Genomic DNA, 22,617 nt, shown 5'->3' with positions numbered 1-22,617 from the left:
AAGTTACTAAATGAAACTGAACCCCACCAATGCGCTCTTGCTGATATTGTTGCTTATTGCCCTGATTGTCATCTTCTGGGCTGGCTTCAAAAGCCATGCCTTGCGCAAAGAGGCTCTCGGCAACACTGATCCTGTCCGAAAAAAGGATATCCGCAAATTTGAGCTTATAAGCCGTGGTGCCATCATCGTGGCGATGACTTTGAATCTCATTGTTATGATCTTTGAGAGGTAAGCAAGACATATGACCCAGTGTTTTTTCACAGAAACAAATACAAAGGAGTCACAACACTCCACTGGCGGCTATCCAGGAATACATCGATAGCCTTGATAAGCGCCAGCAACCTCACTCGCGTCTTGGCAATATATCGCCAGCCTTGTTTGCTGAAAATTTTAATCGGCAAACACAGTCAGCCCGGAACATGAGTGTCCGCTATTGAGTGGTACACCTCTGGTCAAACCAGGCGTACTTTGCAGAACATCTTTCGCAAAGTACGCCCCTGCCTTTTTACGATTTCGTTCTACCGTTTTAGACGGGCAACTAAAGCGCCGTCGAGATAATTCATTTGAGAATAAAAATCGCTTCACAATGCGCCAGGCATTTCTCGAAAAATTTTTTTGCTTTACTCAAAATCAATTTCAAAAGTCCGAAGCTTTATTTAGATAGCACTTTACATCTCCTTCCTTTCAAAAAAACCGTTGCTAATTTCCGTCATTTTTGTTTCGTAAACAAACTAAACTAAAAATCACAAATAAGCTCTGATTGACTGAATTTTCCAGACAAAGTTAGGATGAGATATCGCTTGTAACGGCTTTGTTTGATCGTGTTTAGTGAATTTCAAATTATTTATTTATATTATTTATATTAATAATTTTGACATGAGTATCAGGGACTTGATTGACGCAAAGAGCTTCTCGCCTGGCACTGTCTTAATTTTATAAAAACGTCTGTCATCGGTGCCGGAAACAACACGCAACTTAGAAATCGCTACTGCTCAAGGCATCGCTGATGAGCTTGCAAAGTTAAAGCACGGTCGAATACGGGCGCTCGCCATATTCAAAACATGAAACTCGCTTGCAAGAACGATCAGATATTGCGCTTGCCCGCCGCACCGGCCTGGTGATGCGAACGACAGGCAACACAAATTTGAAGCAGCCGGGCACGGCATTGGTTGGCACAGGGGTGTGCGCCGCCGTCAATCCGACCTCGTCAAAAAATCACGCATCAAGGAATTGGTCTGGCCATCGTTGCCGAGCGATGGCTAACCTGCATAGGGCGTAAACACGGAGACTCGAATAAACATAAAGGAATTGATATGACGAACAAATTGAAGGTATTACCCCAGGCAATTGCCTCTCTCATCGCAGCCGGAGCATTTTCCGCTTCGTTCGCCGGGGTCGCATTTGCACAAGAAGCTGAACCAAAGGCCAGCCCCGTAAATCGCGTCGAGATCACCGGCTCTTACATCCGCCGCGCCGACGCCGAGACCCCGAGTCCGGTACAAGTGATTAATGCAGCCGACCTGAAAAATTCCGGTTACACCTCGGTGTCAGAGGTATTGCAGCATATAACAGCGAACGGGGCGGGAACGCTGAGCCAGACATTTTCGGGCGGGTTTGCGGCTGGCGGCAGCGGCATTTCGCTGCGCGGTTTGAACAACAACGCTACCCTGGTACTGATCGACGGTCACCGCATGGCGGGTTACCCGCTGGCCGATGATGGTTCGCGCTCGTTTGTCGATATTTCGAATATTCCTTTTGATGCTGTGGAGAGAATTGAAATCCTCAAGGATGGTGCCTCGGCGGTCTATGGCTCTGATGCCATGGCCGGTGTGGTCAACGTCATTCTGAAAAAGAATCTGGTCGGCACTACGCTGTCTGCCGAAACGGGCACTACCAGCCAGGGAGGCGGTAGCACAACTCATGCAACGTTTAGCCACGGCATCGGCAAACTTGACCAGGACGGTTTTAATTCCTATATCAGCGTGGAATACCGCAAGCAGGACCCAATTTACTATACTCAGCGACGTGACGCGGGATTGTGGCAGGCCCTGGATATGTCGGCCTATGGCGGCGCGAACAAAGCGCTGGGCGTCGTGACCCCGCAATCTACTGCTCCCACGGTGCTGTCGCCTTATCTGTTGAATCCAAACGTGAAGCGGGTAGCTGGTGCTGACAACAGTGCCGCTTTCGCCTTCTTCCCCGGTACGGTTTGTGGCAGCTATTCCCAACTGGCATCCGGTGGGTGCGCCTATGATGATCCGTTTAAACAACTACAGCCCAAGACGGAAAACATCAATATCCTGGGCAGTTATACCAAAAATCTGGGCCAGGACTGGAAAGTGAATATCAAGGCATCCCTGTTCGAGAGCAAGGCTACCTTGCCACAGGGATTCAGCAACTTCCCGTCGTCCTATGCCACTCAATTGGAAATGGTGTCCGGCGTGGCACCTCATTATGTCGCTGGCACAGCCATTCCTTCCATCCGCGTGCCCGCCGACTATCCGGGAAATCCGTTTGGCGTTCCTGCCATTGTGCGCGGCCCCATCCCGGGTGCTCCGGCACGTAACATCACCACCGATTCCAAGGCTTACCGCCTGGTGGCTGATCTTAGCGGCACCTTTGGCGCGTGGGACATCGACGCGTCGCTCGGCTATACGCGTAACAATTTGAACCGGGTAAGCACGGGCAATGTGAATGTGCCGGCGCTGAATGCTGCCTTGAATCGCAGCAGCAATCCATATTCGGTGACGGGAACAAATAGCGCAGCCGATATGGCAAACATCTTCAGGACAGTTTCCTCCTTCGACACCTCAGAGCTCAGCTTTGGCGAGCTGCGTGCCGCGCGTGCGCTGACAAAACTTGACGGTGGCGATCTGATGGTAAGTATGGGCCTGCAGTCTTTCCATACCAAGTTGTCGGCACCTTCGATGCCACAAGCAGATGGGTTGACCAACGGCGCGTATGCCTTTGGTTCTGAGACGGCTACGTCTGCCTATGCCGAATTCATCGCGCCGGTGCTGAAGGGTCTGGAAATCGATGGTGCCGTCCGTTTTGATCACTACGGCCTGGCGGGCAATTCGAGTACGCCCAAGCTGGCGTTCAAATGGACGCCGAGCAACGCTTTTGCGCTGCGCGGCACAGTCGCTAAAGGATTCCGAGCGCCAGGCCCGGCCGAGAACGGTAATTCGGCAAGCAGCGGCGGCGTTGGTAATGCGAATGATCCGGTGCTGTGCCCAGGCGGCTATCTGGCCAATGGCATGTATCCCAAAGGCACCGTCGTCGCCTCTTGCAACGAGTCGCTGATCGGTTTGACCACGACCAATCCGGCTTTGAAGCCTGAGAAATCGACATCGGCCACCCTGGGCGTCATACTGGAGCCCGTCAAAGGCTGGAGCACGGCAATTGATCTTTACCAGATCACCGTCAAGGATCAGATTATTGGTGGCCCGCTTTCTGGCACACCGGTGCGTAATTCCCCTGAACTCAGCGACTGCGCTGACGGTAATGGCGGCACCATTTCGTGTACGCCCCCTGTTGGCCGGATCGCCTACTATCCGGCTACCCCGGTCAATGCCAACAGCACGCGCACCCGCGGTATCGAATTCGACACCCGCTACACATTCAAGCTGGGGGAATATGGCAGCCTGAAGGCAGAGTTTCAATATACGCACGCCTTCAGCTATGCCATGACTATCGACGGCAAGACTTATGAACTGGCAGGCACGCACGGACCAGCCGGTATTGGCGCCGATACCGCCAACCCCAAAGACCGGGCGCAGGTGGACCTGACATGGAATATGGGCCAGCTGGAGGTTGCTACCAGCCTGCACTGGATATCTGGCTACGACCTGACTGATCCTACCCTGGGACAGACCACATGTAGTGAGGGGGGCAAAATGAATGGCGTATTCCCGGAAGGAAATACACCTGCACGTTTCTGCCGGGTATCACCGTTCCTGGAAACTGATTTGTCGCTTAATTACAAGATGGGCAAGCAATGGACCCTGCATGCATCGGTTTCCAATCTCTTCAATCAGGCTCCACCAGTTGATGTCAGCACCTATGGCAGTGGGCGTCCATACAATCTGTCCTTGCACTCGGCAGGTGCGGTTGGGCGTTTCATCAATATCGGTGCGATTTACAAGTTCTGATTTGATAGAAACTTTGCATGCTGAAGTAGCCCGGAACGTAGCGGGTGTCCAGGATGATGGTGACACCCGTTATGTTCAAGCTTGGCACGCACGCCTGATTTGCGGCGCTTGGTCAGGCGATCATTCTCTGTAGACCTCTGTCGGCGCGTGACTGGGTGTTACTGCGCATGCCACGAACGTTGGTAATGAAAATACTGCCCCCCTGAGGCGAAGCCACAAGCCGGGGCGGCAGGTCGCACCCAACTGCTCATACCCGCCTGGCAACTCTTCCCTGCCTCGGGCTTGTTCCAGCGCCTGTTCCAGCATTTTTCTGACAAATCTGTCTCATTAATGCAAATTTGACAAAACATCCCCTCCTTAACTATTATCATATAGTAAATTCAAATTATTAATTTATCTGACTTCTGTAGCCGCCGCAAACAGGGAAATCTTTTCAATAAACAACATGGTCGCGTCCGCCGGTTTTGTTCTGGCCTGCTGCCATGTCCCGTCTTCACTGTTTGCTGCGCACTGTGTTTTTGCCGTGCTTTTGCTGTCTATCCGCTGCGTGTCTGTTGCATGTCTGTTGTTGGACAGCGGCGCAGGCCTGGGCTATGCCCAGGTCTTTTTGATCATGTATGCGCATTGCCTGTGGCTTGCAATATCTGTCGCAGGATAAACCGGGGATTGCCAACAGGCAGTCTCACCCGTCGTTTGTGTTTGTTTGCCCATGTTTGTCTATACCAAATCACTTCTTGCCAAGGAGAACAGCAATATGAATACGCATTTGACGCTTGCCTGCCACCATGCCTGCAGGGGGCAAGCATGATACGCTTACAACTATCCCCGATCACCAGTGTGGCGCAGGCGCAGGCCATGCTGGAGACTGCCATCAATGTGGAATTTGGCACCCTGCCGCCCTACCTGTATGCGCAACTGACGATACTGCCGGGCAGCAATGCACCCGCTGCCGGACGCCTGCGCTCCATCACGCATCAGGAGATGATCCATCTGTGTCTGGCGGCGAATATCCTTAATGCCCTCGGTGGCAGCCCCAAGCTGCAGCCCCCGAAATACCCCGGCCCATTACCCGGTGACATAGGTCACGACGGCAAGGTGCTGACCCTGCACATACTGCCGTTTGGCAAGCCCGCGATGCAGCAAGGCATGAATATAGAAATGCCGGTTGATCCTATCGATTTCCCGCAACTGAAACTGGCAGCATCGCCGACCAAGGCGGTCACCATAGGCCAGTTTTATGAAGCACTGGATGCCTACTTGAAAACCCTGCCCGCCTCGGCCTGGCAGGCCAACCGCAACCAGATCGACGACAAGCAATTCTTCCCGGGCCAGTTGTTTGCTGTGAATAACTATGCAGATGCTCACAGGGCGATACAGGTTATCGTTTCTGAAGGTGAAGGTGCCAGCACCAGCCCGCTGGACTTCAGTAATGAACTCGCGCACTTCTACCGCTTTGAAGAAATCTACCGCAACCAGGTACTGACGGCCAGTGATTCGCCGCAAGGTTTTTCCTGGGGCGGGCCACTGGGTGTGGATTATGCCAAGGTCTTTCCGGCGATTGCGGACCCGCAACTGCATGATTTTTCCAAGGAACCGGCTGCTGCCAGGGCTGCGCAGGATGCCTGCACCAAGGCCTATAGCGCCATGGTCGATGCACTGAACCTGGCCCTGAATGGTGATGCGGCACAACTGGGCATTGCGGTGCGCAAGATGTTTGACTTGCGCATGGCTGCCATCGAAGCCTTGCATACGCCCCTGAACGACAAGCACAAAGTCGCCGGGCCAGCCTTCATCTACAAAAAAACCTGAATCGGGAGAGAACAGCATGAGTATCCTGCAAACGCCACGCATCCATTTCAAGGGGCAAATTTCATGGGACCCCATCGTCACCAATAACTACAAGCGGTTCTATAACGAGAACACTTCCCAGACCGTCATGACGCCGACCGAGACCATGCAACAGTTTCGCCAGAGCGCGATTGAATCGGTCAAGACCGGCGCTGGTGGCGGTAACTGGAACCCGCATGGCACCCACCGCGTGCAATTCTTTAATACCGCAGTCTCCAGTGTCGACCTGGGCAAGGGGCCGGTCACCACAGACAAGCTCGTTGGTGCCCCGGCCAAGCTCAGCGCCATGTTGATAGACCTGGAACCCTATGGTGCCTGCACTTCACAATTATTCTTTGACGGCATCAGCTTTGGCATAGATGGCGGCTGCCGTGTTGCCGCGCCATGCAACCAGCGCTTTACGGCACGCTATATCAACTTCCAGCGCAATGCCCAAGGCATCATTGCGGGCGTAGCCTCGGTCAACTGGCAGACATCTTTTTCCAAGCATGGCCTGCAGATTGATGTACATAAGAGTGATGCCCTGGCCGCCCTGCACCATGCACTGCAAGACAGTGATGCACAAGGCATAGTCGTCAGCTTCAATGCCTACTGCACAGTTTATTTCGATGACCCCAGCCTGGCCACAGCAGATGCCTCTGCCACGACGGCACAATTCCAGGCATTACGCGACAAACTGACGAAAGGCGGCTTCCAGCCCAACCCTGCGCGCAGCCAGGTGGTCGGTACCATAGGCGTCTGGCGCAAGGACGAACCCATGCATGAACCAGGTGATCGCGCCCTGCTGCCAGTCGATAATGACAAGGCCTTTGTCGCTGCAGCCCATGCACGCCAGGGCAAGGGCATCATGACAGTGGATTTGTCGAACAGCGTCAGCGAAACCGGCATGGACCTGACCAAACAGGACCTGGGTACATTACAACTCTTCCTGACTGGCAAGACCGATCCCATTGCCAGCATCGACTATGCCAAATATGACCGTAAGGCCTATGAGGCAGGCGCAGGTATCGTCACTTTTGATATCAGCAAGGTCAACCCTGTGGATATAGAAAAAGGCCAGCTTGAACTGCATAGCTCCAAATACGGCCTGCTGTTACAGGAGACTGTGCTGCGCCTGATACCGCACACGCCCAACCTGTATCTGGACCAGGGCCCGGCAGGAAATGTCAAGTTCACACTGTATTCGCGTGGCAAGCCGCTGCACCAGGTCAGCGATGTCACCCTGTTCCAATTATCGGCCAGCGGTGGCCAGGTGACGGGTACACAAAACCTCAAGACCGATGCACAAGGCGTGCTCAATGTCACGGCCAGCGCCACCAAGGGCACGGTCTATGCCTACCTGCCCGTACCGGCAAAAAGCGCCCCGCCACCAACCCAGGGCCTCGATACCCAAGTCAATACCTATGCCTATGTACGCGTGCGCCAGGCAGACAGCAATATCGCCGCCATGGCACCGACCTGGGACAATGTGTATAAATACGTGCTCATCAACTGGAATGCCATGGCCCCCTGCATGGATAACTGGCTGGACCTGGCCAATCCGGCCCAGGTACATCAATATGCGAGCATCCTGCACCGTTTGACCGCACCAGCCGCATTTGAAAACTATCTGTTCATGCCGGTAACACGCGACATGACGGCAGGCCAGCGCAGCCTGTTGTACAAGTTCCTCGACAAACCACTGACTTCCCTGACCGCCGCCGAGCAGGCCGATCTTGCGGAGAAAGCACCTGCCATCGCACTCAAGGCAGTGCAGGTAGCCGCTGCACCCACTGCACAAGCAGCACACGCTGCAGCCGATGCCGAAGAAACCGCCCTGCCTCACTTCACGCAACTCAGCCGCTCATTACGCAATCCAAATAATGAGTAATCCAAACAATGAGTAAAGCGATGGGTATATTGATTGGTAAATAAAAAGGGTGTGGATATCTGTTTGATTATCCACACCCTTTTCAAGTCAACGGCCTACCTGCTTACTGTCTGTTTACTTTCTGATTACTGCCTGCTGATCTGGTTATCGTTACCCGAACTCTGTACCTGCGGCTTAGCCCCATTCAGTCCCTGCGCCCACTTGACCTGATTATCGTTACCCACCACCTGCACCTTGCCCAGTTGTTCTATCGTGATCTGGTTTTCATTCCCGTTCACACTGACCTGTGGGCAAACCCCGCTGAGGCTGATCTGGTTGCCATTGCCCTGTATGCTCACAGGCTGGCCATTGCATTGCGTAGATTTGCTCATGTCATTGCCCATGATGCGCCCACCATCGGCGCGTCCAGCCTGCTTGCCAGCGCCAGCGCCGTTGCCATTACCCTGCGCTGCATTCACGCTCACACCGGGCATCTGCACATTCGCCTTGCCCCCATTGTCCTGCGCCTTGACGCTGATGCCCGGCATATTGACCGACACATCGCCTGCATGGACAACACATGTGCTGCCTGCCAATAATAAAACTGCCAATATCTGTTTTTGGATAGTCATCATACTGCCTTTATTTATCTCAACGATTGATCATGCTGTCTGTCTCTGCCTTGAAAAACCGGTATCAGCAGACAGGTGGCCTGTGAGTGATTTAAAACACTGTATTTACATTTTGCTCACCCTGGCAAAGCAGGATGCTAACATAATGCCAACACCACCCTCAAAAACTGACAGGACCGAGAAGGAAAAAGGTCGATGACCGTAGCAAAATCAGGCTGCCGTCACCGTCTTGTCACCAGCCGCAAAAGCCTGCAAACCTTCACCAGCAAGGCGATAACGCACCCATTCATCCTGCGGCTGCGCACCTATCGATAAATAAAACTGTATCGCCGGTTCATTCCAGTCCAGCACACTCCATTCAAGCCGGCCACAGCCAGTCTCGACGGCCACCTGCGCCAGATGCCGCAGCATGGCCTTGCCCGCGCCGCTGCCACGCTGGCCGGGCGAGATATACAGGTCCTCCAGATACATGCCCTTGCGTCCCAGCCAGGTCGAATAACTGAGAAAATAAACCGCATAGCCAACCGGCAAGCCGTCCATGCTGCATATCAGCCCACGCGCCGGGCTGTCAACCGCAAACAGGCTTTGCCTGACATCATCGACGCTGGCAATCACTTCATGCTCTGCTCTCTCATAAATCGCCAGTTCGGTGATATACGCATGAATCAGGGCTGCATCATCAGGTTGGGCGGGGCGTATTTCTATATTCATGAATATCTCATTCTGTATCCCTCGTCTGAATGATCGGGGGAGAAGTTTAGGGTGGGACAGGCTTAGCTCAATGAGCGTAGCAGCAAAGTAACAGCAAAAATTGAAGGCCATCTATCTCGCATTTGCCACATCCTGGCAAGCCAGTTCCGTGAAAATTGATGCTTGCGAAGAAAGCTTAAGCTTACTCCTTTTGAATCACTGTTAAAAAAAACAGATTTTCTGAATGCAGCTATTCATATCGAACATGAGGCCCCCCCACTATGATGATGTATTCCTACCTTAACAATCAAGGTATTCAAAAAATCAGCAGCAAGCTAATTGAAAAATGTCTTGAGAACATCGCACTCTCAGACTAATCGAATAACACTTACGTATAGTTCATTTTCAATCAGCGCCGTAACGTAGGGCGCATTGCAATGCGCCGCATGTTGCCTCAATTTTCCAGAAAAACATTTCTTCCGCACGCTAGGCAAGCAAATATGAAAAAGGATTGGGAATTTTCCTGCTGCAGTAGAAGTAACAGCTCCTGTCAATTCACCGCAGGTATTCTGAATGGAAACACGCCAGAAAAGTAATACGCCATCAGCGAGCAGGCAATCGACATAATCAAAGAAAAGAAGACGAATTTTTTAAGTGCATCTACTTTATTTGATTTCAAAAGTAGATAGACAACAAAAATCTGCAGCGGAGTAAAGATCAGGAAGAGCATCAGAAATACCATCGCATTCTGCGTTTTCTGATAAAACTCAGAACCCACCACCATACCATTCAATATAACTGATGAACTTTCCAGGTTAAAGGAAACGAAGACCAGGAAACAAAATATCAAAAAGAGAAATACCCCTAAAGCTTTGATAAATTTTTTCATTGCATCATTTTCAGTTGTCTCATGTTTTCCGGAAAGATATTTTTAAATATAAGGTCTGGCCCAGCTATTTACCTTTCCCGATGAAACCAGCCACTGGTAACAAGCTTATCTCTATAGACCTTCTCCGCGTCAAATGGCTGCGTTATATCAATACCAATGATTGCGTCAATGTACTCGGCCCGGGGGAAGATAATGATGCACTTCCATGTAATGCAGGATAAGGACAGGGGACGCAAAAATAATGTCTTCGTATGGTATCCACAATTCAGCATCCCGGATTAACTCACCGCCAGAATTGCAGATTTTGACTGGTCCGCAGACTTCGCAGAATGGAAAGCCTCTACCAGGTTCCACCGTTGGCTGAAAAATTTCATCCTGTCTGGCGACATCTTTGAGTTTTCTTAGAAGGGAGCTTCGCAACTCTCCTTTCTGAAAATCAGATTTCAAGTTTAACCATCCAACATTTTTCACTCCAACAAATGTGTAGGGACTGATTAAATGCGAATAATCAGTCAAATCTTCATAAGCAAATAACTCTTGCATCGATATTGCCCTGGAATAGGTGATTGGGAATATATGACTTGAAATAAACTCTCGATGTTTGGTTCATCAGCTTCTAGCGAAGTAACATAGCGTACGTGGCAATGCGCCGCATGTTGGTCAGAAGCCACAGTGAGAAATAAGAGACTATCACGTCTTACATATCATCTTACTGGCACTGACAAGCTCAGCCTGCATCGAGCCGATCTAGCCACGCAACATCACAACTACTGCGACAAATGCAATTCTATTTGTTTTGGCTTGTATTGACCTTTAGCATCAAGCACCCACTCTTCTATCAACAGATGGTCACTCTTTATTTCGCGGACATTTCCAAAATTTCTCGCAATAAAGTCATTCTTTCTGACTATGCGAGCGATGCCTGACTCATCAATAATTATTGCTTGTCGCTTGCGAGAATCGACTGAAACCAGTTTCAGATTTTCGATGCTGCCTACAAATCGAAGGCTTTTCAATAAGCTCACCAACTCTCTGTTATCTGCTTCAGACAATCCAGAGATGGTAAAAATAGTCAATCCAAAGTTAGCTTCGTCTTTAGTATCCTTGATTGAGATTTTTCGTTTTATTTTTTGATGATGCCGCTCTGACGAAATACACTTCAGATCATCCAATGTAGTCATCACAGACATGTCAGAAATTTCGCAATCAAGCTGGTGCTCTGACACCCGTAGTCCATAATCAAACACAATCAGCTGTGATCCCTTGCTCAAGCTAAATGCCTGACTATCGGGCGATCTGTTTTTTTGTACGTGCCAACCAGGTGGTACATCCAAAAATACCGGGGGATACCACACAGGTTTTCCATACGCAGAAATCTGCAGAACAAGCAATATGCAAAATAAAAAAGCTCTATTCATGGAAACATTTTTTCTCAATTTTATCGACCAGGAAAATTTATAGCGTCTTACCATCACTTGTTTTCCATCCACAGGAATAAGAGAACCAGCGACACAAGCTATCTCCCCGCGAAGACTACTTAAGAAACGCTCCATAGGCATCCAGTTGAAAAGAAATCTCCAAATCAGACATCCTGCGCAAGGTTTTCCAATCCAGTACCATGCCCGCAGTTCCCTCAAAAAACCATCCTATAAAAAAATGCAACTCACCGCCTGACGAGGTCATCTCAGCGATCTGTTTTCTTTTCAACTCCAGAAGATCAAGCGTATCATCGATGGCAGCTTCCAAAGAAACGTCTTCATCAAACTCAAAACTGCAAGTACAAAAGGATCGTTTATGTACCCCGCCCAATAGCCTGCCGTCTGGAGACTGTCTCACTTCCCCGGCCAAATTGCATTTCCATGGTATCAGCTCAATCAGATCGCAAAATGCCTGTAAATCCATTTCTGGATGCGTCATCCTTAAAGATAGTGCAAATTCTCGTTGCTTCTTCGTCATCATTACATTCATTCCGCTGTTTTCTTATTGAGTCCGGCTTTTACCTGCATGCCTTGCTTACCTGCCTGCCAAATCCCCAAGCGCATACTCCCATGCAGCCGCATAGCCAGGCACAGTTTGCAATACACCTGCACGCACACTGGTATCTGCCGCAGCCAGCTTCACTGCTTGCTGGCGGTCTTTCGCCTGCAAGGCCGGTTGCGCTTCGGCCAGCGCGGTCAATAGCTGTGGCGTCAGTTTGTCGAGTGCCGGGCGGATTGCTGTCTTCAGGTCAGGCGGATTGTCAAAGGGGGCCTGCGCTTTGCTCACCCATTGTGCAAACAAGGCCGTCTGTATCATCTTGCCGGCCACTATCTGTGCAGTAAAAAAGTCCTGTACCTGTCTGGGTGCCAGGCCATATTGAGTTGCCTGCTGCGCCAGTGCATCCAGTATCTGCTGTTCACGCACGGGGTCGTCAATCGCTGCCTTGGCGTTCCACTTGTACGTGGCGACATCTTGTGCGAGATTCAGTCGTTGCTGCATGAGGCCCATCAAACGCACGATACGCGGGTCGCTGGCATTCTGGGCCTGGGCAGGATGTGGCAGCGACAGCGCGGCGCATGCCAGCGCCACATAAGCCACATAAAGCAGCCATGGCAAAAAAGCTTTTTGCGCAGTGCGCTGTGCTAAAGTGGAAAAAGAATGGTGTGCCATCAGTAATCGCCAACCTGTTTGTGAAATCGATAAATGACATTGTAATGCCCTGGCTCTGCTTTAGACCTGGCAACTTTTGATTTCTGGTTCTTCCCATGCCAGCACGCTTACACAGCCATTGCTGCTGGTGATTAAAAATTCACGAATGGCGGCGATATCCTTTCTCAGAAAACCGGGCCGCAATGATTCTTGCGCATACCAGCCGCCTTCTTCAATTTGAAACACCCAGTGTTCAGCATCCGAACATGCTGGCCAAAATTCAAGTAAATCACCTTCATCCAAAAGACGGAATCCACAGATTTCTGCAAAGCTCGCTTGATAGCGTTTATTTTCTTGCGATGACTCAACCGTAACCGTCAATTTCCCCAGATCGTAACAAACCTGCGTCACATCTGATCTGGAATGAAACATCATTTTCGACTTCAAAGCCCTGGCTTTCATCTTAAAACTCTTATAGTTTGATACTTCTTAACTCGAAGCTTCATTCATGATTAAGGATTGCGGACTGCGCGTTTCGAATTAAAACAGAAATACTTATTTAGAATATTCAATATCGGATATAGAAAAATCATCCTTTTTAATCGTGTAGGCAATTGCACCTCCACGCACGTTTTTATCTTTAGGAATAAAGCGAATTATGTAATGCCTATGTTCTACAGAAATTTTGGCATCGTAGCTTTCCAATTTTGACATGGATCGTGCGAAATCATTCGTCGCTGCTTTGCCTTGTTTATCAAGCTCTTGCACAAATTGAGCATACGCAAGCGCGGTTGCTTTGACCAAGGCTCCTGGAAGAGTAATTCCCGGTCTCTGATTGAACTCGGTGCCAGCAAAGCAATTGTGCCAGGCTGCGGCATTCAAGACCATGAAGATATAAAGTAATATTGGTTTCATTCGCATTCCCTATATGGCCTTGTAATTTAAGGCTGCAAACTAAATTCAACACTACCACTGGAACCCGGCCCAAATCCAATTGCCATATACGCTACGCCACGTTCCAGTTTTTTTGCTTTAACAGTCTCAACATAACCTGCAGGAAGGCTGGCATAGCGGAGCTTTTCCATATCCAAAGTAGCTCCTGGTGGCAATCCAAAAGCCCACAGTGGATTGTCGTGATCCCAGCGATCATTGTTTTTCTGCACGATCTTAAAGCTATTCAAGGGAACTATCCTCATTTCCCCTATCGGTGATGCTGTAATTGGTTTTGAGAAAACGAATATCGGTTTTTCGGCATGCAGTTCAAAAGGTGTAATTTCAATCTTATAGGAGCATCCGGCTGCGCAGAATAAAATGAGCAGGAAAGACAGGAAGAGAAATTTTTTCTTGATGAGCAATTCGGGCATGATATCCGTGGAAAATGAATGGAAATAAAAGAAAATAAATGAGCAAGACAAGATTGCGATTGCATACGAGCAATCAAATTTTCTGCATTTCACGCATGCGCAAATATATACGTATGGATGCATACGAAAAGTAGAGGCAGGCGGGTATGACCATGCCGAAGATGATAATGTACGCCGCCAGACTATGATCCCATTGCCTGAGCATGGCCGGAGGATAGATCGCGGTTGGGAACAGCGCGAAATTGAAGATGCACATCTCCCACAGGCGTCGCTTGTATTTGGATTCTTTGGAAGCAGTGTCCGTGAAAATTTCCGGCACTTTGCCATTGCGCACAGGTATGCGCCAGTATTGCCATCCCAGCGATGCCAGCACATGCTCCCAGCCAGCATCAATAATCATCTGGCGGTAGAACTGCTCGTAATTAATATCTGGCTCCAGTCTTGTTCCGAATTCCATATTCAAACCGGGTGTGTAATCAAGAGCATAGGCAATATCGGCAGGTTCGCCCTGGACGAAGCTGTAGACGCCAAAAAAACTGCGGGCTTTCAAATGCCATCCCTGGCTGGCCATTTCCCGCAGCCATTGCTGTTCTTGCTCGAGTTCCCACGACCAGAAGCATTTGAATTTCTTGATCAATGTCTCACTCACTTTGCATCTCCCCTTGTTAATTGTGGCAGCGCCACTTGCGCATTGCGGTACATGATTTCCAGGCGGCGGATATGCTCGGCCAGTACCAGCCGCCCCTTGTCGCTGAGCTGGTAATACTTGCGCCGCTCTTCTTCCCCGACCTTTTTGATCAGCCCCTGTTTTTCCAGAGTTGAGAACGCACCATACAAGGTGCCGGGACCAATGACGACATTGCCCTCGCTGATGTCTTCTACCTTTTGCATGACGGCATAGCCGTGCAGAGGCTCGGTCAGTACCAGCAGCACGTAAAAGGTGGCTTCTGACAATGGCAGGTATTTTGAATAATTAATTGCTTCCATCCGCGCCTTTCAGGCTTGCTGGTTTGTTGATGTTGCTCAGCTTATATCGGGCGATGCTACATCGCTTAACGATATATCGACTATCGATATAGTATCAGGAGGAATTTAGATGTCAATAAAATTATTTTTTGTGGCATGAGTCGTTTTATGGCGCGAATGCGTACTCAGTATTTCTGGGACGGGTGCCCATTTTCTGAACCAAAGAAGTTTTCCCAATCGCTTTCGCTGCAAAGTTTCTTTACAGCGAAATTTGCCGCAATGTACAGATACCTTACAGCCGCCTGTTCATTCGAAAAAATAATATTCTTTAAAAACAGCAGCTTAGAAGATTTATTGAATTGGCACGTCCATTGCATAGTTCTGGGTACGAGTCTGGATTGCGAATTCCTTTCCAGGTATCCGGGTCCCGACCATTTATTGATAAGAGCCAGCCATGATGAGCACCATTACCAGCAGAACGACCGATGACGGGGCTCGCATTTACAGCAGGCTTTTGCTCCAGTGCTATGACATTCTGATTTACCGCTTGCTGGCACCCTATGTATGGCGCTGTAAGAGCAGGTATTTTGCCGACCTTTATCACCTCATGATGTCGCGCAATCACGCGGATATTGGCGTTGGTACCGGCTATTTTCTGGACCACTGTCACTACCAGCCTGGCGAGGTGCGCATAGGTTTATTCGATTTGCAGCAAAACTGCCTGAATTTTACCGCCGCAAGAATTGCGCGCTTCCAGCCAGAAACTTATCTATGCAATGCGCTGGAACCAATGCCAACTTCTGCCGCCCGCTTCGACTCAATTGCGCTGGGTGGAATTCTGCACTGCATTCCTGGTGACATGCTGGAAAAAGGCGCGGTGTTTGATGCCATCAGGCCGCTGATGCATGCCGGCACTCAGGTATTCGGCTACACCATACTGAATCAAGATGTCGCCAAAACCATGCTCAGCCGCTGCGTTTATGCAGTGTTGCACAGGCTCAAAGTAATCAATGGTGATCAGGATTCGGCGCGCCAGTTGAAGTCCGCATTAGAACAGCGATTCCAGAATGTTGAAGTCAGCACCGTCGGATGCATAGCATTGTTTAGCGCAAGTACCCCGTTCAAATGAAGCAGACATTTTCAAAAAACATAAATCAACAGGCGAGAAAAATCATGAAACAGCAAACTACCTGCAGTGCAGTGACCAGCAGCATCATTAAGGCGAATAAAGCCGATGTCTGGCAAAAAGTAGGCTTTTATGAACATGTCAAAAAACCGGCATCATGGTTGTTAAAATGAAGCCTGCCGGTGCCGCAGGAAGTCGAAGGCAAGTATGCGGCTGTAGGCGATACCTGCCGCTGCAAATATAGTGATGGCGGTTACCTGACCAAAAGAATTACGAATATTGTCGATCAAAGCCGTATCGAGTTTGAGATTATCGAGCAGAGTATCCGTTATAAAGACACGATCAAACTATTGGGCGGGTATATAGAAGTGGAACAGATTGACGGTGAGCAGAGTATCGTCCGCATGCTTACCTACTATGACAACCGCATTGCCCCAAGGCTGATTTCATCTTACTTTATTGAAAAAGTGATCAAGACCATGCATGAGTTTGTGATCGCGGATATGCAACTGCAATTGGAAAATGCGGCTCACGGCAGTCGCTCTGCTTATGCAGAAGTATAAGCCTGGCGTTTGCTATTGATCAGCTTCCATGAGATGGGTTGATCAATAGTCAGAGTAGCCTGAAAAGCGTTGCTGAATAAAGCGCTAGTATCCACACGCCCCGATTTTTACAGATTAGTTTTCACAGATTAAATATGATTATTTGCAAGCAGCTTAGTAGCTTCTTCAATTGCCCAATTTAATTCTTCCTGCAGATTTGCCTCTTTGGCGATGTCGTTTAGCATAAGCACGACGGTGTCATCTGGCATGCGTGGTTCATGGCTATCACCTATGCCGCGCAAGCACTGGAAGATACGGTGGAAACATTCGTTGATGGCGCGGTATTCGTGGTCTTCATGCTGGGCATGCAAGTCATGCAAGCTATATTTGCCACGAATCTGTATCGAAAAATAAAACCCGGTGTTGATAAAAAACTGCAGGCGTTCTGCGGTGTTAAGGCCGGAAATGTTAAGGCGGTAAAGCTTATTGCGCATGATGTTCCTGTCTAATTTTTGCATTCCAATTATAGGAGCATATCATCGGCAATATCACAGTCTGCATTCTAACTCTGCATTCTGATTATGCATTTTGATTTTGCTTATACCACCCGCCAAAACCTCACCGCCAGTGCTGCCAATGAGGTGACTGTTGCCATGCCCGTCACGCCTATCCAGCCCCATTGCGCCAGCAGCGCGCTGCCCAGAGTGGCACCAGCTGCCATGCCGATGAACATGCCAACGAACAATACGGCATTGAGGCGGCTGCGGGCGGCATTGTCTATGCCATAGACTATTGTTTGGTGAGCGATCAGGGTGCTTTGCACACCAAGATCAAAGCCTACCGTGCCTATGCCCAGCAGCCACAATTGTGCAGCGGGTGGCAATAGCGGGCTCAGGTTCATGATAGCGAACGATGCAGTGCTGATGCCGGTACCGACCTTGGTGACGAGCTCTGGCCCATGCTTGTCTGCGAGGTGGCCAGCCAGCGGTGCTGCCAGCGCGCCTGCGGCACCTGCCAGGCCAAAGGCACCTGCGACTGCACTACCCATGTGGAAGGGTTCTGCATGCAGCATGACGGCCAGGGTGGACCAAAAGCCGCTGAAGCCCATCGCCAGCAAGCCTTGCGCCATTGCTGCGCGGCGCAGTTTACCGTGGCGGCGTATGAGATCAAGCAAGGAAGCCAGCAAGGCGCGATAGCTCATGGTGGTGGTTGGTGCAAAATGTGGCAGACCACGCCAGACCGCCACGGCAATCAGTGTGACACCTACCGCTGCCAGCACAAACATGCTGCGCCAGCCAAATTGCTCAGCCACAAAACCACTGACCACACGCGACAGCAGTATGCCCATGAACAAACCTGTCATGACCGTACCCACGACCTTGCCACGGCGAGATTCATGCGCCAGGGTGGCCGCAGCAGGCACAATGTCTTGCGCCATCGTCGCTGTCAGCCCTATTGCCAGGCTGGCGAGCAGCAGCAGGCTCAGGGAATGTGCAGCAGCCATCACCAGCAATGCAGCCACCAGCAAACCCGCCTTGATGAGGATGATATTGCGGCGGTCGTGTTTGTCGCCCAGTGGTGCCAGCAGCAAGATGCCGAGTGCATAACCGAGTTGCGTGAGCGTGGGCACATAACCCACTGCGACATTGCTGATACCCAGGTCACTCGCCAATATGCCCAGCATGGGCTGGCTGTAATACAGCGACGCCACCGACAAGGCAGCGCCACAGGCCAGCAAAAATACCAGTGCGGGTGATGGTTGCTGATGTACCTGAGTATCTGTCGCCGGAGTTATGGCAGTTATATGATTATGCGAATTTTGAATGGAAGACATGACTTTCTCTCTGCTTTAACTGATGTCTGACAGTGTAAAACTCTGGCGTTGCAAACGGTAGTGGCATGTCACGCAGATTTGTTATACATTTGACGTATGACCAAAACCCTGACCAGCCGCCCGGACAACTCTGCCACCGCCGCCCTTATGGCAGGCGCCGGCGACCGCATAGAGCTCATGCAAACCTTTGTACGCATTGTCGAGGCGGGCAATTTGTCTGCTGCTGCGGCGCAACTGGGCACGACCCAGCCCACAGTCAGCCGCCGACTGCAGTCGCTGGAACAATCCCTCGGTGTGCGCCTGTTGAACCGCTCCACCCACAGCATGCGCCTGACTGCTGATGGCGAACGCTGCTATGAACATGCGCGCAACCTGCTGGCAGGCTGGGCCGCCTTTGAGTCTGACTTGCGTGGCACCAATGATGAACCTGAAGGCGTGCTGCGCGTCGTTGCCCCGCATGCGTTTGGCCAGGAACGCCTGGTCAGGCCGCTGGCAGATTACCTGCGGCGCTATCCCCGTGTCTCGGTAGAGTGGCTGCTGCATGACGACACCTCGTTGCAGGATTTTATTTCTGAGGGCATAGACTGCGCCATACAGATAGGCGAGCTCAGAGATACCAACCTGGTCGCCATCAAACTGGCAGAGGTGCCACGCATCGTGGTGGCGGCACCATCCGTCCTGGCTGGCAGGCCCATACCGCAACAAGCCATCGACCTGGTCGGCCTGCCGTGGCTGTCGCTGCGCACCTTTTACCGCGGCGAAGTATTCCTGCACCATGTACAAACCGGCGAAATCCAGCGCGTTGCTTTCACCCCGCGCCTGAGCACCGACAACCTGTATGCCCTGCGCATCGCCACGCTGGAAGGACTGGGCGCCGCCATCGGCTCTACCTGGATACTGGCCGACGACATCGCCGAAGGGCGCCTGATACAACTGGCACCGCAATGGCAGGCCACGCCACTACCGGTAAACCTGGTTTATCCATATGCCCGTTTTTACCCGGCGCGGTTGCGCAGGTTTATTGAAGTGATACGGGCCAGTGTGGCTACGGCTTTGCATGTGTGAGCCCACACCATTTATAATCACAACCGGGAACGGTGGTGTAATGGAAGCATGTCTATCACCAAAGAAGAAGGCGCTGGTTCAAACCCGGCCCGTTCCCTTTCATTCCGTCGTCCACAACAGCTTGCAATCTCCAACCTTCGCCAATATCGATGCATGAGCAAAACCAGCCTGTGGCTTTTTGAGCATGACGGGCACGCTCCGTTATAATCGCAACCGGGAACGGTGGCGTAATGGAAGCGTACTTTCCAGCTAAGAAAGTGGTGTTGGTTCAAATCCAACCCGTTCCCATTTAATTCCACGGTGTCCACAAACCTTTCTCCTTCACTATTGACGCAGGCAAATCCTGTCTGTAATTTTTTGACCATGTCAGGCAAGCTCCGCTATAATCGCCGCCGGGAACGGTGGTGTAATGGAAGCGCATTTTCTTTGCAAGAAAAAGGTGTTGGTTCAAGCCCAACCTGTTCCCACTGATTTTTGCGTGGATGCGCAAGCGCATTTGACCGGTAAGGATAGCCGCCTTGGCATACACAGATGAAGAATTGGGCATCGCCTTGCGGGTACTGCACACCATTGCAAACGATCCATCGCAGATGGATGATCACCCGCAGTTCAAGACCCTGATTGCCAAAATCCAGAAAACCGCCAAGCGTGGCCACCGCCAGGCGCGCGCCAGCGCAGCCAAAGAACAACTGCAACATGCACGCCTGCAAACTGGCCTGGTGCGTGCGCAGCTTGCAGCATCATTGCCGCTGACGCTCAGCGATGCAACAGCAGGTACATTGCGTTCACAACGCTGCTATGTCTGCAAGCAGGGTTTTCAGCAACTGCATCATTTCTACCATTCCCTGTGCCCGGTGTGTGCCGACAAGAACTGGCAAAAACGGCACCAGCAAGCTGATTTGCGCGGGCGTTATGCGCTGGTCACTGGTGGCCGCATCAAGATAGGTTTTGAAACTGCCATGCATCTGCTGCGCGCTGGTGCCCATGTCACGCTGACCACGCGTTTTCCACAAGATGCAGCAAAACGTTTTGCTGCCATGCCGGACTATGGCGACTGGCAGGAGCGACTGAACATACAGGCACTGGACCTGCGCTGCATCCCTGATGTCGAACAATTCGCCGACAGGCTCAATGCAGAACTGCCACACCTCGACATCCTGATCAATAATGCGGCACAGACAATCAAGCGCCCAGGTGAATTCTATGCCGCACTGATGTCTGCCGAAGCAACTCCGTGGCTGCTGGAAGCCAGGCAGCAATATCTGGGTAATCAGCCCGGCTATGCGGATTATTTTCCGCGGCATGAGGTCGATGTATATGGACAGGCGCTGGATAAACGGCCCGTCAACTCTTGGTCGCAACGGCTGCATGAAGTATCAACTTTTGAACTGCTGGAAGTGCAACTGGTCAATGCGGTAGCGCCCTTCATGCTGACGGCCCGCCTCAAACCAGCCTTGTTGCGTTCACCACATGCACGCCGCTTTGTGATCCAGGCATCGGCCATGGAAGGACAATTCAACCGGGACAGCAAGACAGAATTTCATCCGCACACCAATATGGCCAAGGCAGCGCTGAACATGATGGTGCGTACCAGCGCCCAGGACTGGGCCCGCGATGGCATCTATATGAACGCCGTGGATACTGGCTGGATTACCGATGAAAAACCCTATCCGCAAGCCATGCATGTGCGACAGACCCAGGACTTTTACACGCCGCTGGATGTGACGGATGGCATGGCGCGTTTGCTCGATCCTGTCATCCGTGGCGTCAATGAAACGGATGACCCGCTTTACGGCCATTTCCTCAAGGACTTTGAACCCTATGCCTGGTGATACTGCTCAAGCATCTCTTGCCTTGCCCGGTGATGCAATCACTGCTGTCCAGTGCCCGGTACACCGCGTCAGCATCACGCCTTGTGATGCTGACGAGCTTGATCCCTTGCTGCAGCACCTGAGCGCCAATCTTGCTGCCCAGGGCGACCAGCAATTCCCCCGCGGCACGCTGACCGCCGATGGTCGCCTGGATTTATGCAAGCAAAGCCTGGGAACCAGCCACTGCCTGGCGATCACAGAGGCATTGCAACACAATACCCGCGTCCGCAGCCTTATGCTGGGCACCGATGCAATAGGCGATGCTGGTGCAGCCGCGGTGGCTGGTCTGGCCAGCATCAATCCTCAGCTCGAAGTGCTTTACCTGGGTTGCAATAATATCGGCCCGGCAGGGGCGCATGCGCTGGGTACGACGCTGGCAGAAGGCGCGCAAAACATTAGTGGCCTGTGGCTCAAGCGCAATCCGTTGGGCCCGGATGGCGCAACAAGCATTGCCAGCATGTTACGCAGCAACCAGCACTTGCGCGTGCTGGACATGGTCAATACCGATTTGCGTGCAGAAGGCGTGCGCGCCATCGTTGATGCCCTGTGCAGCGATAACAAGAACCTGCAAAGCCTTTACCTCAGCGGCAACGGTCTGGACGCAGCAAGCGCAATTGACCTGGCACGCCTGCTGCGCGAAGCGCCACATCTCAAGGCACTCTACCTTAGCGTCAACCGTCTAGGCGATGCAGGTGCAGCATGCATCGCCGATGCGCTGTGCCACAACCACAGCCTCCAAACCCTGGAGCTGGCAAGCAATGGCATAGGCCCGCTGGGTGCATATGCCCTGCTGGATGCAGCCCGGCATTCGGCCTTGCAAAATCTGAACCTCGGTTATGCGCCATCCACCAGAGTACTGGGTGCACAGGCCAATCACATGGGAGATGAAGGTGCACTGCACGCCTTGGAACTGATCAACACCTCTGCGACATTGCGCAGGCTTAACCTGGCCCGCAATAACATCACGACTCAGGGAAATGCGGCAGTCATAGATGCTGCGCTACGTAATGGCGAGCTTATTCAGTTGACACTTGATGGCAGCCTGCCAGATGATCTCGCTGCTCAATTAAAACATAATCAGGCTTTATCTGGTGGCAGCGATACACTGGGTCAGGCGATGATCAAGAGTGTTTATCGATAAAAAAATCTACAGGTACAACAA

24 protein-coding genes, 2 tRNA genes and 1 pseudogene are annotated in these 22,617 nt (G+C 51.3%); 14 read left to right on the top strand and 13 right to left on the bottom strand.

The annotated features are described in order from the left end of the window. The first annotated feature begins 10 nt into the window (after positions 1–10). The 4 genes from ACO0LN_RS09885 to ACO0LN_RS09870 all read left to right on the top strand — a co-directional run bounded on the left by ACO0LN_RS09885 (position 11) and on the right by ACO0LN_RS09870 (position 7,869). A complete protein-coding gene (locus ACO0LN_RS09885; protein ID WP_422973234.1) occupies positions 11–232 on the top strand; it encodes a hypothetical protein in 222 nt (73 codons plus the stop codon). Between the two features lie 1,081 nt (positions 233–1,313). Beyond that, positions 1,314–4,151 carry a TonB-dependent receptor plug domain-containing protein gene (locus tag ACO0LN_RS09880; protein WP_422973232.1) on the top strand — a complete coding sequence of 946 codons (2,838 nt, stop codon included), beginning with the start codon at positions 1,314–1,316 and terminating at the stop codon, positions 4,149–4,151. An 804-nt stretch (positions 4,152–4,955) separates the two neighbouring features. Continuing rightward, on the top strand, positions 4,956–5,960 hold the full coding sequence (locus ACO0LN_RS09875) for a ferritin-like domain-containing protein (RefSeq protein WP_422973230.1): 1,005 nt from the start codon (positions 4,956–4,958) through the stop codon (positions 5,958–5,960). A gap of 16 nt (positions 5,961–5,976) precedes the next feature. Continuing rightward, positions 5,977–7,869: a hypothetical protein gene (locus ACO0LN_RS09870; RefSeq protein WP_422973228.1), complete on the top strand. Its 1,893-nt coding sequence runs from the start codon at positions 5,977–5,979 to the stop codon at positions 7,867–7,869. Positions 7,870–7,994: 125 nt separating this feature from the next. Here the strand turns inward: ACO0LN_RS09870 and ACO0LN_RS09865 are convergent, their stop codons facing one another. The 12 genes from ACO0LN_RS09865 to ACO0LN_RS09810 all read right to left on the bottom strand — a co-directional run bounded on the left by ACO0LN_RS09865 (position 7,995) and on the right by ACO0LN_RS09810 (position 15,038). Next, positions 7,995–8,480, bottom strand: a complete 486-nt coding sequence (locus ACO0LN_RS09865) for a DUF3060 domain-containing protein (protein ID WP_422973226.1) — start codon at positions 8,478–8,480, stop codon at positions 7,995–7,997. 210 nt (positions 8,481–8,690) lie between these two features. After that, positions 8,691–9,191, bottom strand: coding sequence for a GNAT family N-acetyltransferase (locus tag ACO0LN_RS09860; protein ID WP_422973225.1), 501 nt, complete (start codon positions 9,189–9,191; stop codon positions 8,691–8,693). Between the two features lie 529 nt (positions 9,192–9,720). Further along, positions 9,721–10,059 carry a hypothetical protein gene (locus tag ACO0LN_RS09855; protein WP_422973223.1) on the bottom strand — a complete coding sequence of 113 codons (339 nt, stop codon included), beginning with the start codon at positions 10,057–10,059 and terminating at the stop codon, positions 9,721–9,723. A gap of 165 nt (positions 10,060–10,224) precedes the next feature. Then, positions 10,225–10,602, bottom strand: a complete 378-nt coding sequence (locus ACO0LN_RS09850) for a hypothetical protein (protein WP_422973221.1) — start codon at positions 10,600–10,602, stop codon at positions 10,225–10,227. A gap of 224 nt (positions 10,603–10,826) precedes the next feature. Beyond that, the gene (locus tag ACO0LN_RS09845; RefSeq protein WP_422973219.1) at positions 10,827–11,612 is read right to left on the bottom strand and encodes a pilus assembly protein PilP; all 786 of its coding nucleotides are present in this window, start codon (positions 11,610–11,612) and stop codon (positions 10,827–10,829) included. Next, a complete protein-coding gene (locus ACO0LN_RS09840) occupies positions 11,593–12,018 on the bottom strand; it encodes a DUF4279 domain-containing protein (protein ID WP_422973217.1) in 426 nt (141 codons plus the stop codon). The genes ACO0LN_RS09845 and ACO0LN_RS09840 overlap by 20 nt, the downstream gene beginning before the upstream one ends. Positions 12,019–12,072: 54 nt before the next feature. Beyond that, positions 12,073–12,708, bottom strand: a complete 636-nt coding sequence (gene aroQ / locus ACO0LN_RS09835; RefSeq protein WP_422973215.1) for a gamma subclass chorismate mutase AroQ — start codon at positions 12,706–12,708, stop codon at positions 12,073–12,075. Between the two features lie 60 nt (positions 12,709–12,768). After that, positions 12,769–13,149, bottom strand: coding sequence for a hypothetical protein (locus ACO0LN_RS09830; protein WP_422973213.1), 381 nt, complete (start codon positions 13,147–13,149; stop codon positions 12,769–12,771). Positions 13,150–13,242: 93 nt separating this feature from the next. Continuing rightward, the gene (locus tag ACO0LN_RS09825; RefSeq protein ID WP_422973211.1) at positions 13,243–13,602 is read right to left on the bottom strand and encodes a hypothetical protein; all 360 of its coding nucleotides are present in this window, start codon (positions 13,600–13,602) and stop codon (positions 13,243–13,245) included. A gap of 26 nt (positions 13,603–13,628) precedes the next feature. Beyond that, positions 13,629–14,051, bottom strand: a complete 423-nt coding sequence (locus ACO0LN_RS09820; RefSeq protein WP_422973209.1) for a hypothetical protein — start codon at positions 14,049–14,051, stop codon at positions 13,629–13,631. A gap of 73 nt (positions 14,052–14,124) precedes the next feature. Beyond that, positions 14,125–14,700: a DUF2812 domain-containing protein gene (locus ACO0LN_RS09815; protein WP_422973207.1), complete on the bottom strand. Its 576-nt coding sequence runs from the start codon at positions 14,698–14,700 to the stop codon at positions 14,125–14,127. After that, positions 14,697–15,038: a PadR family transcriptional regulator gene (locus ACO0LN_RS09810; protein ID WP_422973205.1), complete on the bottom strand. Its 342-nt coding sequence runs from the start codon at positions 15,036–15,038 to the stop codon at positions 14,697–14,699. Before ACO0LN_RS09810 ends, ACO0LN_RS09815 begins: the two co-directional genes overlap by 4 nt. Before the next feature lie 433 nt (positions 15,039–15,471). Here ACO0LN_RS09810 and ACO0LN_RS09805 point away from each other — a divergent pair, with 433 nt between their 5' ends. The 4 genes from ACO0LN_RS09805 to ACO0LN_RS09790 all read left to right on the top strand — a co-directional run bounded on the left by ACO0LN_RS09805 (position 15,472) and on the right by ACO0LN_RS09790 (position 17,194). Then, complete coding sequence (locus ACO0LN_RS09805) at positions 15,472–16,146, top strand: methyltransferase type 12 (protein WP_422973204.1); 675 nt, start codon at positions 15,472–15,474, stop codon at positions 16,144–16,146. A 44-nt stretch (positions 16,147–16,190) separates the two neighbouring features. Further along, positions 16,191–16,316 carry a hypothetical protein gene (locus tag ACO0LN_RS09800; RefSeq protein WP_422973202.1) on the top strand — a complete coding sequence of 42 codons (126 nt, stop codon included), beginning with the start codon at positions 16,191–16,193 and terminating at the stop codon, positions 16,314–16,316. A 9-nt stretch (positions 16,317–16,325) separates the two neighbouring features. Next, a complete protein-coding gene (locus ACO0LN_RS09795) occupies positions 16,326–16,706 on the top strand; it encodes a hypothetical protein (RefSeq protein WP_422973200.1) in 381 nt (126 codons plus the stop codon). 257 nt (positions 16,707–16,963) lie between these two features. Beyond that, on the top strand, positions 16,964–17,194 hold the full coding sequence (locus ACO0LN_RS09790) for a hypothetical protein (protein WP_422973198.1): 231 nt from the start codon (positions 16,964–16,966) through the stop codon (positions 17,192–17,194). An 89-nt stretch (positions 17,195–17,283) separates the two neighbouring features. Here ACO0LN_RS09790 and ACO0LN_RS09785 read toward each other — a convergent pair whose 3' ends face one another. Then, on the bottom strand, positions 17,284–18,519 hold the full coding sequence (locus tag ACO0LN_RS09785) for an MFS transporter (RefSeq protein ID WP_422973196.1): 1,236 nt from the start codon (positions 18,517–18,519) through the stop codon (positions 17,284–17,286). Positions 18,520–18,615: 96 nt separating this feature from the next. On the opposite strand from ACO0LN_RS09785, the gene ACO0LN_RS09780 reads away from it, so the two are divergent. The 6 genes and pseudogenes from ACO0LN_RS09780 (at position 18,616) to ACO0LN_RS09755 (ending at position 22,596) form a co-directional block, all read left to right on the top strand. Beyond that, the gene (locus ACO0LN_RS09780) at positions 18,616–19,584 is read left to right on the top strand and encodes a LysR family transcriptional regulator (RefSeq protein ID WP_422973194.1); all 969 of its coding nucleotides are present in this window, start codon (positions 18,616–18,618) and stop codon (positions 19,582–19,584) included. Positions 19,585–19,610: 26 nt separating this feature from the next. Continuing rightward, positions 19,611–19,681 (top strand): annotated as a pseudogene (locus ACO0LN_RS09775). Between the two features lie 119 nt (positions 19,682–19,800). Then, positions 19,801–19,871: transfer RNA gene (locus ACO0LN_RS09770), tRNA-Ser, on the top strand. A gap of 108 nt (positions 19,872–19,979) precedes the next feature. Further along, positions 19,980–20,050, top strand: a tRNA-Ala gene (locus tag ACO0LN_RS09765). A 52-nt stretch (positions 20,051–20,102) separates the two neighbouring features. Continuing rightward, positions 20,103–21,416, top strand: coding sequence for an SDR family NAD(P)-dependent oxidoreductase (locus ACO0LN_RS09760; RefSeq protein WP_422973192.1), 1,314 nt, complete (start codon positions 20,103–20,105; stop codon positions 21,414–21,416). Continuing rightward, positions 21,406–22,596: a hypothetical protein gene (locus ACO0LN_RS09755; RefSeq protein WP_422973190.1), complete on the top strand. Its 1,191-nt coding sequence runs from the start codon at positions 21,406–21,408 to the stop codon at positions 22,594–22,596. The genes ACO0LN_RS09760 and ACO0LN_RS09755 overlap by 11 nt, the downstream gene beginning before the upstream one ends. Positions 22,597–22,617: the final 21 nt, after the last annotated feature.

This window comes from Undibacterium sp. TC9W (assembly GCF_049339865.1).
Lineage (GTDB): Bacteria > Pseudomonadota > Gammaproteobacteria > Burkholderiales > Burkholderiaceae_D > Undibacterium.
The sequence above is the reverse complement of the archived record's forward strand: the minus strand, read 5'-3'. Positions and strand labels throughout refer to the sequence as shown.